Consider the following 12,208-nt stretch of genomic DNA (forward strand, 5'->3'; position numbering starts at 1 on the left):
TGGAAGCGCGGGCACTGATTAATTGCGGCGCTCGATCAAGGCGTTCCTTGCGCGGAGCGCTGGCAGGGACAACTGTGGCTGCGAGTACGCTAGTAATGTCGGCTTGCACTTCAACCCAACCAGCACAGCCTGAGCTGGACCTTGCCGCTCTTGCAAAAGTCGCCGCTGTCGGTGAACGCTTCCAGTCTTACAACGTCGAGATGGTCGAAGTTACCGGGGGGAGTTTCTGGGCGCCTTATGCCAATCGCAATGGTGAACGGTATCGGATGCGTCCGCCGATGGACCTCTCATCACAGCGCCTGCGCAATCTGGCCCGCCATCTTGGCCCTGCCTATGTCCGGGTGAGCGGTACATGGGCCAACAGCACCTATGTGCCAGCCAAGGGCGAGGTGACAGAGGCCCCGCCAAGCGGCTTTGAGCAAGTCCTAACGCGCGAGCAATGGCGGGGCCTTGTCGATTTCTCAAACGCCGTTGATGCGAAGATTGTTACAAGCTTCGCAATAAGTGGCGGAACGCGCGATGCGGCTGGTGTTTGGCAAACAGAGCAAGCGCAAAGACTGCTCGACCTGACGCGCGAGGCCGGCGGAGAGATTGCGGCTGCCGAGTATGCGAATGAACCCAATGCAACAGCGCTTGGCCGGTTCCCTGCTGGTTATAGCGCCCAAGACTATGGCAGGGACTTCGCAATTTTCCGGGACTGGGCAAAAGCGGGCGCGCCCGATTTGACCATCCTTGGCCCCGGCAGCGTAGGCGAAGGAGCGATCTTCGGGAGCATTCCTGTTGCAGCCCAAGCAGCCTTCATCAGCACGTCTGACATGCTGAGCGCCAATCCGGGGAACGTCGATGCTTTCTCCTACCATTTCTACGGCGCAGTATCAGAGCGCTGCGCAGGGATGGGCGTAGATGTCGCCAATTTCGACGAAGTGCTCTCGCCTCAATGGCTGGACCGGACGCTTGCGGACTATGAGTTCTATTCAGCACAGCGAGATGCGCATGAGCCCGGCAAACCGATATGGCTGACCGAAACAGCGCAAGCGGCCTGCGGGGAAGCCCATGGGCAGCCTCATTTGCTGACAGCTTCCGGTATCTGAACCAGCAGGGGCAACTGGCTCAGCGCGGTGTTCAAGTGGTCATGCACAACACACTCGCCGCCTCTGATTATGCGTTGATTGACGAGGACACGCTGGAGACGCGCCCTAACTACTGGGCTGCATTGCTATGGCGGCGCACCATGGGTTCGACCGTTTTGGCTTCCCCATTTTCGCCTACATCTGACTTGAGGATGTTTGCCCATTGCTTGCCTCAACAAAACGGCGGGGTTGGATTGGCGATCTTAAACCTTGGAGAAGAGACGCGTACAATCGCTTTGGGTAGCGACGCCGAAGTTTACAGCCTGACCGCTCCCGAGCTCGCATCCGAAGATGTTCTCATCAATGGAGTAGAACCAAAGATGTTGGACGACGGCACGATAGTTGGCTTGTCTCCAATAATTCAAAATGGGACCAAGCTTGCCGCGCGCTCAATCACATTCGTGGCCGCGAAGAGTGCCGACAATCGCACGTGCAGCAGCTGACAGGGTCAGTGAGCAAGTCCAAAGTAAAGAAAGAAGTCTGAAATGGCGCGCAAATTGCTTAAGGGCTTGGGCCTTTTGGTCATCGCAATTGCTCTGCTTGCACTGCTTGCGATTGCCGGGCTCTGGATTTCTTCTGCAATGCAATCCCGGTCCAATTTGGCCGAGCTCGGCGAGCGCGCTCCGGTGATCAAGGTCGACGGCCTATCCTTGCGCGACCTCAACAAGAACGGCGAACTCGACGTTTACGAAGATGTTCGAGCGCCCGTGGATGACCGGGTCGAGGATTTGCTCGGTCAAATGACGCTTGAGGAAAAAGCGGGCGCCATGTTCATCAACTTCACCACGGTCAGTTCCGATGGTGAGCTGTCTGAAAGCGTGAGCCTCTTCGATCCGCAAAGCTTGGTATTCTCGCCGAATAGCGAGCTTCTTGTCGCCAAGAAAATGAACCATTTCAGCTTGGCTGTACCGGTTGAAAACGTCGACACATTCGCGGCGTGGTCCAACGCACTGCAAGAGGCGGCTGAGCGCACAAGGCTTGGCATCCCGGTAACGCTGGCAACAGACCCAAGGCACGGCGTTACCACCGGCGGCGGTGTGGCGCTTCCGGCGGGAGCCTTTTCGCAGTGGCCCGACCCGATTGGTTTGGCGGCAATCAACGATCCTGAGCTGGTCCGCGAATTTGCCGATATCGCACGGCGAGAATACCGTGCGGTGGGCCTCCATCTCGCTCTGCACCCGACTGCCGACCTTGCGACCGAGCCGCGCTGGGCGCGCATTGCGACGACCTTTGGCGAAGACGCGAATTTGTCAGCCGCTTTGACCAAGGCGTACGTCTTGGGAATGCAGGGCGAGGAGCTGGGCCCGCAAAGCGTTGCTACGATGGTCAAGCATTTTAGCGGCGGCGGACCGCAGGCTGGCGGAGAGGACGCGCATTTTGAATACGGCCGCGAACAAGTCTATCCCGGTGACAATTTCAGCTACCATCTAATACCATTTGAAGAGGGCGCATTCCCCGCAGGCGCGGCGCAAATCATGCCCTACTACGGCATTCCGGTTGGTCAGACTGATGAGGACGTTGGCTTTGCCTACAACAAGGCGATCATCACCGGTCTGCTGCGCGAACGCTATGATTTTGACGGGGTTGTATGCACCGATTGGGGATTGATCTCGGACACGCAGATCCTTGGCGCGTTCACTGTGCTGCCAGCGCGGGCATGGGGCGCCGAAGACCTCTCTGCCAAAGAGCGTATGCTAAAGATTATCGAGGCGGGCAATGACATGTTCGGAGGCGAAGAAGTCCCTGAACTTCTGGTCGAACTCGTGCACGAAGGCTCGGTCAGCGAGGCGCGGATCGACCAGTCCGTCAGGCGCATATTGCGCGACAAATTCCGCCTAGGACTGTTTGACAATCCTTTCGTTGATGCAGACGCCGCCAAGGCACTTGTCGGCAACGCCGATTTCGTGGCGGCTGGCCTTGAGGCACAAAGACGATCCTTGGTGCTTCTTAAGAATGGTCAAGAACAGGGGGCACCGAGCCTCCCGCTAAAGGGCAAACCGAAACTCTATGTCGAGAATGTCGAGCGGGAAGCGGCCGCGGAATTCGGGCAGCTGGTTGAGCGCCCCGAAGAGGCTGATTTTGCCATTGTCCGCACGAACGCACCATATGAGCCGCGCGACGGACTATTTGAGAGCATCATGCATGCCGGCGCCTTGTATTTCGCAGAGCCCGAGAGGCAGCGCTTGACCGAATTGGCAGACAAGGTGCCGCTGATCCTGGACATATATTTGGACCGTCCAGCCGTCTTTCCCGAAATCGCTGACAGCAGCGCTGCCATAATCGGCAGTTTCGGCGTGAGCGATGCGGTCTTGCTTGAGCTCGTGTTTGGCCGGTTCAATCCGTCGGGAAAGCTGCCTTTCGAGCTTCCTTCATCAATGGCGGCCGTCGAGGCTCAATTGGAAGACGTGCCCTATGACAGCGCCAATCCGTTGTACCCATTTGGGCACGGGTTGACCTTTGCAAGCGGTGTGCCTGAGGACGACGGGGTTACGGACGAACCCGCAAAAACCGAAGCTGCAAGATCAGAATAGGAGATGGCAATGACGACGGCGCGCAAATGGCTCAAACGGCTTGGCCTCATCTTCCTGCTTCCAGCGTTGCTTGTTGTCGTCGCTCTCGTCTGGGTTGGCGCAAAGCTCTTGTTCTACAGCCAGTCTGATGATGAAACGCATCTCGCCCTCAAGCGTGACTACCTTGATACGCTGAAGGAAGGATCGAAAAGCGCCGATCTGTCAGACCGGTCCTCGCGTCCAAACATTATATTCATCCTCTACGATGATTTGGGGTACGGCGACATCGGTGCCTTTGGCGCTGAGGCCATTGCAACGCCCAATATTGACGCGCTCGCCGAGGGCGGGATCAAGCTCACCGACTTCTATTCACCCTCGCCCGTATGCACGCCGTCGCGCGCGGGCTTCCTGACGGGCCGAATGCCGCCGCGCGCAGGCCTGTCGAACGTCGTATTTCCCGGGTCAAGCCCGCTGAGTTCCATCAACAAATTGAACGGCCTAAATGTCCGTCTGCCAGCTGAAGAAATTACCATTGCCGATATGCTTGGCGCTGCGGGCTATCGCACCTTTATGGTGGGCAAGTGGCATATCGGGGAGGAGAGCCCATCTTTGCCGAATGACTTTGGCTTCCAGAGCTTTTACGGCGCGCTCTACAGCAACGATATGGAACCCTTCGCTCTCTACCGCGACAAGGAAATTGAGGTTGAGCATCCGGCTGACCAAACCAAACTCGATGCGCTCTACACCCGCGAGGCGGTAGATATTATCGAACGCGAGGCAGCCAATAGCGACGCGCCCTTCTTCCTCTACTTCGCGCACAACTTCCCGCATGTCCCGCTTTATGTTGAAACGGGCCGCGAGGGACGGTCACAAGCAGGGCTGTACGGCGATGTGATCGAATCCCTCGATGATGGTGTTGGACGCATAGTCGCAGCCCTTGATGAGACCGGTGCGCTCGAGGATACGATCATCATAATCACCAGCGACAACGGCCCTTGGTGGCAAGGCGACCCGTCAGCGCTGCGAGGCCGCAAGGGAAAGACCTGGGAGGGAGGCATGCGGGTGCCTTTCATCGTTCACTGGCCTGCCCGCCTCGACGCGGGACAAGAGCTGTCTGACATGGCCATGGGCATTGATCTCTTGCCTTCCTTCGCGGATTGGCTGGACCTTCCTTTGCCCAAAGACCGCATCCTTGATGGCCGCTCTATTGCATCGATGCTCGAGGACAACGCGGGCACGCCGCATGAATATCTCTATTATTTCGCCGTCGATGAAGCGCTCGCTCTCAGAAGCTCTACGCACAAATATCACGGCGTTCGCAACGTCAATTATGGCCCAATGAATATCCCGTTCGCCTTTTCTTCGGCGGAAGGCCCTTGGCTCATCAATCTCGAACTCGACCCGCGCGAGGCTTATGACGCCTCAGTGCACAACCCAGAACTGGCAGCGGTTATGGCAAAGGCTCTGGCAGATAAGCGCGCTGAGATGGAGGCCAACCCGCGCGGTTGGATCGAAGACTAGCAAGGCTTTCAACGAAGGCCGCACCCGATCCGGGAGGGCTTTGCATCCAAAGGCAAAGCGTGCATTGATTGCGCTACAAATTAATTGACTGGCGAGAGAATAAAACATGTTCGAAGTCCCTCAAGACATTCAAAATTACCTCAAAGTGCTCGATGATTTTATCGAGGCTGAGATTAGGCCGCTTGAGAACCGCGACGACAACATTCGCTTCTTCGATCATCGCCGCGAACATGCGCGAACTGACTGGGATAATGATGGATTGCCGCGTGAGGAGTGGGAAGAGCTCTTGAAGGAAGCTAAAAAGCTTTCAGACCGCGCCGGGCATTATCGTTATCAATTGCCAAAGGAATTTGGCGGCCAGGACGGAACCAATCTTGGCATGGCGGTGATCCGCCATCATCTGGCCAAAAAAGGGCTCGGCCTTCACAACGACCTTCAAAATGAGCACTCGATTGTGGGTAATCTCGTCCAGCCCTTGATGATGCGGGACTTTGGAACTGAGACACAAAAAGAGCGCTTCATGGAAGCTATGCTTCGCGGCGAGCAGCGCTGGGCGTTCGGCCTGACTGAAGAAGCGCACGGTTCTGATGCGACGCATATGAACACCAGAGCCACCCGCCATACAAAAGACGGTGTAGAAGGCTGGCTGATCAATGGCGAGAAGATGTGGACCACAGGCCTTCACACAGCCACTCATGTCATGACCTTTGCGCGGCATTCGGGCGAAGATGGTGATGCGAAAGGCCTTGGGTGCTTTGTCGTGGATACCAAAGCGCCAGGTTTTGAGGTTGGGGAATATCTGTGGACTTTCAACATGCCCACCGATCACCCCAAGTGCAGCTTTCAAGACGTATTCGTCCCTGATGATATGATCTTAGGCGATCTCGACTGGGGCCTCGCCGCTGCGCAGCATTTCGTGCACGAAAACCGTATTAGGCAAGCAGCCAGCTCGCTTGGTGCGGCCGAATATTGCGTGGCTGAGGCCATTTGTTATGCGCAAGAGCGAAAGCCTTTTGGCAAGCCGTTGTGGCTCAATCAGGCGATCCAATTCCCGATTGTCGAGCTTTCCACCCAGTGCGAAATGTTACGCCTGCTCATCTTTAAGACCGCGTGGGAAATGGATCAGATGACCAAACCCGAGGTAGCAAAACGCCTCTCGCATAAGGTCTCTATGTGCAATTATTGGGCGAACCGGCTGGTGTGCGATGCCGCCGACCGCGCGATGCAGGTGCACGGCGGGATTGGGTATTCGCGCCACAAACCGTTTGAGCACATTTATCGCCACCACCGCCGTTACCGGATCACGGAAGGGTCAGAGGAAATTCAGATGCGCAAAGTGGCAGGCGTTTTGTTTGGCAAGATCAAGACCTGAGGCAGTCACCGGCTTGATCTGGGCTATTCGATAATCACAAATGGTGCCCAGACCGCTGGCGAGAAACTTCCTTTGCGGACACCTTCCTCAAGCAGTGCCAATTGAGCCTGTCTTAAAGCCTCACTGCGCTCCATCCCGCTGCTTGATGCCTTAAGCGTTTGTACGCTCAGCCGCGTTGCAACATCATCGCGCACCGGCCAGTGCGACAACAAAAGCGAGCGCGCGCCGGCAAGCTGAAATGCGCGCGCCAGACCGGAATAGGTCGGCGATGCGCGCCCCTCACCCGCTGCCGTATTGCATGCAGAAAGCACCACCCAATCAGCCGTCAGCGTAAGGCGTCCGATCTCACTTGCGGTCAAAAGTCCGTCATTATCAGCAGACGTGCTCGCCTGTCCGGGAGTGAGCACCAGAGCCGGTTCGCCGAGCCCTGCAATCTGGCCGCTCACCAATCCGTGGGTTGCAAATGCAAGAACCTGATATTGGGCAAGCGGCGCAGCGCGCACGGCCTCTTCTGTGGCCTCATCGCCCGACAAAACCAGGCTTCCTTTATCAGCAAACGCCGCCTCAAGCGCTGCCAGCTCTTCGCTTGCGCCCGGAAGCGAGGGTAGCGCGGCGATGCTCTTCACATCTACAACTGCCCCGCGAAGAGCGGCCCTGTCCGCAGGCGGTTCAGCAAGACTGGGCGCGCCGATCCCTGCAAAGCCATTCGGCGCATTTGCCCGCTCAAGCTGACGGCCGCCAAGCCCGGGAGTGATCGCGATAGCATAGTCTTCGATGAGGAAGCGCCGCCCTGCGTCAGGCTCACGCCGGGAGACAAGAACAGACGGCGGTATCACCGCCAATGGACCGCCCGCTGGAAATATCAGCTTGTCCGAATTTTCGATCGCTGCCTGTATTTCGGGCGGGAACACAAAATCATAGAGCTGGTGCGCAGCAGCCGCGTCGAAGACATCCCGGCCGCCAAGACTTGCATCGATGGAACTGCGAACGGTCTTGATAAGCTCGCGCGCTTCGAACAGGGGCGTTTTAGTTTCCCCCAAGCAAACCCCTCTGACGTTAGCGCTATGGTTATGACGCGGTCGGAATAAACTAATGGCAAGATGTATGCCTCGCCTTCAGCCAACAGGCTGCGAGCCGCGTCAATTCGCAGCGGTTGGGGGCGAAGGAAAGTGGCAAAATCGGGGTAATCGCTCGAAAGCGCAGCCGCCGCCTTTTCTAATGCTTGCACTGCCTCTGACAGCTCGGCTGAACTCCCCTCTCCATTTGCAAACCGCGCTCTGGCATCATTCTCAGCCGCGCGGGCCAAACGCACATTATTGAGCGCGGCGCTAAATCCGTCGGGATCGCCGGGGTATGAAAGCGCTGCGGCGCTCATGGCGAGATCGCTGATCACACTGAGCTGAGCGCTGCGCCAGGCGCGCTCTATGTCGCCGTTCATAAGCGAAATAAGTGTTGCATCACGGAAAAACTCAGTCCCATCAGAGGCAACCGCGCGCCGATCCTGATCTTGCGCATAAACATCAAGCAAGGCGCTTTCATTGGCCTCAAGCACAGGAGCAAGAGTTTCAGCGCCTCGCTCGGTCTGTCCAGCTCTTGCCAAAATCAGCGAAGCAAGTGTCTGATATTCACGGCGCTGCGGATTGGTCGCCTCGAGCTTTTCGTGCGCGGCGAGCGCTTTTTGAGCGAACAAGAGCGCTTCATCATGTTCGCCGCGCAGGCTTAATGAATTGGCAAATCCGATGCGGGCCTGCGCATGATAAGGATCATCATCGCCTGCGTCCTCATACAGGCCAATGGCCTTTCGGTAATACTCGGTAGCCTCGTCCAAGCGCGCATCTTCGAGCAGCAAACTTGCGATCAGCGCCTGATGATATGCATGTTCGTTTTTGTCTGAGTAAGCCTGATTTCCCTCGGCTCGCAGTGCAATCTCAACGGCATCGCCAGTGCGTCCCAGCCGCGCATTCAAAACCGCTGTGTTTTGAAAAATGCCGAGCAATTGCGGATCGGTTGCCCCCCATTCTTTGACGCCGATATCAGCAATTCGTCCGAACAAATCGGCCGCCTCTGCGATACGCCCTTGATCAAGGGCGACAAGCGCATTGCTCAAGAACACGTAGAGCCAGCCAAGGTGATCATCGCGCGGAAGAAGTTCGAAAGCGAGCTGTTCAGTGTACCGGACCGCTTGCACGCTCGCTTGCAGGTCCTGATTGCGCAGATACGCTGCGTATTGATAGGCGAAGTTCACCTTCGCAGGATCACCGGGTGCCAAATCCTCCAAAGCGATATTGAGCGCTTTCTTGTGCCACTCAACCGACTTTGCAAGGTCGTCCTCATGCACCAAATAATACCGGGCTAAATGGTGCGCTGCAAAGGTCCTTGCGTAGCATGGCGCGCAGCTTTCCCGCTCGACCATGGCTGTCAATTGAGCAACGTAATCCGCCTGTTCAGCCGTATCCGTAGCAAAAGCCACAAGCCCATGCCCGGCCGCGCCCATTCGCGCATCATCATGCAAATCCAGCTCATCATTGGCGAGATAGAGCTCATAGGCCTCCTTATATTTCGCCTTGCCAATCAGACCCATAATAAGGTCAGAGATCCGCGCGCTTTGCACGTCTGCGGGCGCATCTTCAGCCATCGCTTCATAAGCGGCCTGCGCCTCTGGTAGCGCCTCGTTCGCATTGCCGTAAATGTCGAAATACTGCGCTGAGGCGGGCGTCGCTGCGGCCAGAATAGCAACTGCATAAAGCGCCTTAGTCGAAAACAAGAAAATAGACCGCACGCCCCTCTCCCTTATTAACCAGCTCGATCGAATAGCGCTGCGTATAGAGCGGCGTAAACCGGCACGATGGCGCAGGCGTTTTCGCACTATCACAAACGCGCCGCGCACTTTGGTCAGAGACACTTATGCTGACAGGCCCTGCACCTTTATGAGAGACAGCCAGAGTGCTGGGTTCACCAGATTTGAAGGTTTGCGCGCTTGTCCAGCGTTCCCCCGGGGCCAGCTCTCCCCGCACATATGCAGGTCCCAACAGGCGTCCGCGAAAGGGCTGCGCCCCTTTCCCCGCTGCCTTGGCCCACATACCAAGCCGGTCCAATTGCTCCTCGCCTCGCGGGGCAATACCGCTGGCGTAAAGGGCGCTCACAAGCTTACCAAGCTGCTCATTTTCACGCGCATCATAAGCGGCCTCTGCCCGTGCTAAACCTTGAGCCAGCTGGCTGGCCCGTGTTAGCGTCGCGAACGGGGCTGAGGGTTCTGCGAGTTCTGCGGGTTCCGCGAGCGAAGACTTGGCCGTGCTGCGCGCTGCTACCTCGCCCGATATCGGCGCGCACGCAGCGCTTGCCAGCATCACCCCGGCAAGCAGCAATCCGGTTGCTGTTCCTCTCCCCCGCATGATCGCGAACCTACCGCTGCGCCACACAAAAACCTTGTACAAACCCGACGCAGCTTTAGCCGACGCGACTGTCTTTCCTAAGAGCATACCTTATCGTCCCAGCCGGAAGCGTGATCCCGCTTCGCAATCTTCCAAAGTGAGCTGCAAACCGTGGCGCTCTGCAATGGCTTTTGCGAGAGCCAAGCCCAAGCCGCTGCCATTGGCCTCGCCCGTGCTCGCCCGCCCGCGGTAGAACCGGTCAAAAATTCGTGTCCTGTCCGCCGGTGAGATGCCGGGGCCATTGTCGGCAATTACCATTTCAGGGCCCTGTTTAAGGCTTACCTCGATCCGGCCGCCGGGAGGGACATATTTGAGTGCATTGTCGAGAAGATTGGTGACAAGGCGGCTGAGTTGACGCTCTTCGCCTTCCACCATAACTCCCGGCTCCACATCCCAGACAAGTTCGTGTCCGGTTTCCTCCGCGCTGCCTGCATAAAGTTCGCACAGACCGCCGACCACCGCGCTCATGTCAAACGGCGCAAGACCCGAACGATCACCGCGGCGGCTCTTGCTCGAGGCAATATCGAGGAGCGATTCAAGTGTTTGCACCAGACGCTTAATCTCGGCGCGCGCTTCGACAAGCCGCTGCGCAACGCGCGGCGCGGGCGCTGCCTCCAGAGCTTTCAGCAAGCGGTTATCAAGATGCGATAGCGGCGTGCGCATTTCATGGGCAAGCTGCTCTGATGTTTCCTTATATGCCTCCATCAGCCCGCGTTGGCGGACAAGAGCGGACGCGCTGTGACCTGCAAGCTCGTCGATCTCGTCGCCGCCTCTACCTTGCGCAAGTTCGCTTTCCTTACCCGGATCGCGAAACGCCAGATTGATCCGTCCAATGCGCTGTTGAAGCCCCAGCGCAGCCATGCGGCCAAGCAATGCGACGAGCGCCACGAATGCGCCGCCTCCAAGGATAAAGGCAATCGCGATATTTGTGAGCACTGCATCATCGGCATCCATCCGGCGCGCCACCAGTAAGCGCAGGTCCGGATCCAATTGCACCGCACGCGCAAATCCGCGCGAGTTTTCACCAATAGAGATATCGCCTGTTTCCGACACCATGGGATCAAGCAAAGGCCACTGAGCAATGTCCCCAGCAATTCGCTCTCCCTCATTATTGGCAAGAAGGTAATGCGGCGTGCTCCCCTCAGACGGGGTCAAGGCGATCCGGTCCGCAATTCGTTGGCGCAGTTCATCAAGGCCGCTTGTCGTATAAATGTCGACCAGCCCTGCGATATCGACATCCACCTCTTTGGCTGCGCCGTCGTTAAGGGTAGAGACAACGGTTTGATGGGTCACAAACCACAGCGCAAAGACGAGCACCAACGACAAACCTATCGCCGCAAGCACAATCTGCGAGAATATTGAACGGCGCGCCTCTTTGGTCATTTACCTTCAAGGATACGATATCCAGAGCCCCAGATGGTTTCTAACGCAGGCGCATCAAAGCCTTCTTCAAGCTTGCGCCGTAAACGGCCAATATTGACGTCGACCACATTGGTTTGCGGGTCAAAATCTATGTTCCAAACATCATGCAAAAGCATCTCGCGCGTGACCGTCTCGCCCGCGTTTTCCATGAAATAGCGGAACAGGTCGAACTCTTTGGGACTGAGCGGGAGGTGTTGGTTATCACGAAACGCTGTGCGCGCCTTTAAGTGGCACTCGAACGCACCGTAGATGATAACCGCCTGATGCTCCTGTCCAGCCGAGCGCCGATGAAGCGCACGCAGACGCGCCATCAATTCATCGGGCTCGTAAGGTTTCGCCATATAATCATCGGCGCCTGCATCAAGGCCATCTGCCCGGTCCGAACTTCTGCCCAGTGCGCTGAGCATCAAAATGGGCGTGCCAATCCCGCTTTCACGAAGGCGTTTTGTGATCGTAAGACCGTCAATATCGCCCAGCATCCTATCGAGGATGATAACGTCAAACGCTTCCATCCCGGCTCTGAGGAGAGCGGCGCTGCCATGCTCTTCCCAGACGAGAACATCCCCGCTTGCGGATGCCAATTCGCTGACCGCAGCGGCGGTGCGCTGGTCGTCTTCGACGTACAAAATCCTAAGAGGCGCTTTTGCCATTGCGGTGTCCCGGCCCCCATTCCGGTCCAAGTCGGCCCCCATCAGGCCAGAAGCTGGAATTGAAAATGCCATTGCCGGGCCTTTGCTGCAAGCGATAGGTGGAAGTTGCGCGGGATGAGGCGGGCCAAGGTAGGCGATACATAGACAAAACCCTGTCCTGCACCGCCCACCC

Annotated in this window: 10 protein-coding genes; 5 read left to right on the forward strand and 5 right to left on the reverse strand. The window is 57.3% G+C overall.

Features of this window, described 5'->3' with window-relative positions; genetic code table 11:
• The first annotated feature begins 95 nt into the window (after window positions 1–95).
• From AC0V60_RS11155 to AC0V60_RS11175, 5 genes are all read left to right on the forward strand, one after another.
• Entirely contained in the window at window positions 96–1,091 is a 996-nt protein-coding gene (locus AC0V60_RS11155; RefSeq protein WP_486178531.1) for a glycosyl hydrolase family 79 N-terminal domain-containing protein, read from the forward strand.
• On the forward strand, window positions 1,013–1,573 hold the full coding sequence (locus AC0V60_RS11160) for a hypothetical protein (protein WP_486178532.1): 561 nt from the start codon (window positions 1,013–1,015) through the stop codon (window positions 1,571–1,573). The genes AC0V60_RS11155 and AC0V60_RS11160 overlap by 79 nt, the downstream gene beginning before the upstream one ends.
• 42 nt (window positions 1,574–1,615) lie before the next feature.
• Window positions 1,616–3,661 (forward strand): glycoside hydrolase family 3 protein, encoded by a 2,046-nt coding sequence (locus AC0V60_RS11165; protein WP_486178533.1) that lies wholly within the window; start codon window positions 1,616–1,618, stop codon window positions 3,659–3,661.
• 9 nt (window positions 3,662–3,670) lie between these two features.
• Window positions 3,671–5,161: a sulfatase family protein gene (locus tag AC0V60_RS11170; RefSeq protein ID WP_486178534.1), complete on the forward strand. Its 1,491-nt coding sequence runs from the start codon at window positions 3,671–3,673 to the stop codon at window positions 5,159–5,161.
• 106 nt (window positions 5,162–5,267) lie between these two features.
• Entirely contained in the window at window positions 5,268–6,533 is a 1,266-nt protein-coding gene (locus AC0V60_RS11175; protein ID WP_486178535.1) for an acyl-CoA dehydrogenase family protein, read from the forward strand.
• Window positions 6,534–6,556: 23 nt separating this feature from the next.
• Here the strand turns inward: AC0V60_RS11175 and AC0V60_RS11180 are convergent, their stop codons facing one another.
• The 5 genes from AC0V60_RS11180 to AC0V60_RS11200 all read right to left on the reverse strand — a co-directional run bounded on the left by AC0V60_RS11180 (window position 6,557) and on the right by AC0V60_RS11200 (window position 12,078).
• Window positions 6,557–7,444, reverse strand: a complete 888-nt coding sequence (locus AC0V60_RS11180; RefSeq protein ID WP_486178536.1) for a CHAT domain-containing protein — start codon at window positions 7,442–7,444, stop codon at window positions 6,557–6,559.
• Window positions 7,396–9,312 carry a tetratricopeptide repeat protein gene (locus tag AC0V60_RS11185; protein WP_486178537.1) on the reverse strand — a complete coding sequence of 639 codons (1,917 nt, stop codon included), beginning with the start codon at window positions 9,310–9,312 and terminating at the stop codon, window positions 7,396–7,398. Before AC0V60_RS11185 ends, AC0V60_RS11180 begins: the two co-directional genes overlap by 49 nt.
• On the reverse strand, window positions 9,284–9,925 hold the full coding sequence (locus AC0V60_RS11190) for a hypothetical protein (RefSeq protein ID WP_486178538.1): 642 nt from the start codon (window positions 9,923–9,925) through the stop codon (window positions 9,284–9,286). Before AC0V60_RS11190 ends, AC0V60_RS11185 begins: the two co-directional genes overlap by 29 nt.
• Before the next feature lie 90 nt (window positions 9,926–10,015).
• A complete protein-coding gene (locus tag AC0V60_RS11195) occupies window positions 10,016–11,347 on the reverse strand; it encodes a sensor histidine kinase (RefSeq protein WP_486178539.1) in 1,332 nt (443 codons plus the stop codon).
• On the reverse strand, window positions 11,344–12,078 hold the full coding sequence (locus tag AC0V60_RS11200; RefSeq protein WP_486179487.1) for a response regulator transcription factor: 735 nt from the start codon (window positions 12,076–12,078) through the stop codon (window positions 11,344–11,346). Before AC0V60_RS11200 ends, AC0V60_RS11195 begins: the two co-directional genes overlap by 4 nt.
• Window positions 12,079–12,208: the final 130 nt, after the last annotated feature.

The organism is Erythrobacter sp. S259, from assembly GCF_057364965.1.

Coding starts and splice junctions, on each gene's coding strand:
- AC0V60_RS11155 (WP_486178531.1), top strand. CDS start 96: ATGTCGGCTTGCACTTCAACCCAACCAGCACAGCCTGAGCTGGACCTT.
- AC0V60_RS11175 (WP_486178535.1), top strand. CDS start 5,268: ATGTTCGAAGTCCCTCAAGACATTCAAAATTACCTCAAAGTGCTCGAT.
- AC0V60_RS11170 (WP_486178534.1), top strand. CDS start 3,671: ATGACGACGGCGCGCAAATGGCTCAAACGGCTTGGCCTCATCTTCCTG.
- AC0V60_RS11200 (WP_486179487.1), bottom strand. CDS start 12,078: ATGGGGGCCGACTTGGACCGGAATGGGGGCCGGGACACCGCAATGGCA.
- AC0V60_RS11190 (WP_486178538.1), bottom strand. CDS start 9,925: ATGCGGGGGAGAGGAACAGCAACCGGATTGCTGCTTGCCGGGGTGATG.
- AC0V60_RS11160 (WP_486178532.1), top strand. CDS start 1,013: ATGGCTGACCGAAACAGCGCAAGCGGCCTGCGGGGAAGCCCATGGGCA.
- AC0V60_RS11195 (WP_486178539.1), bottom strand. CDS start 11,347: ATGACCAAAGAGGCGCGCCGTTCAATATTCTCGCAGATTGTGCTTGCG.
- AC0V60_RS11165 (WP_486178533.1), top strand. CDS start 1,616: ATGGCGCGCAAATTGCTTAAGGGCTTGGGCCTTTTGGTCATCGCAATT.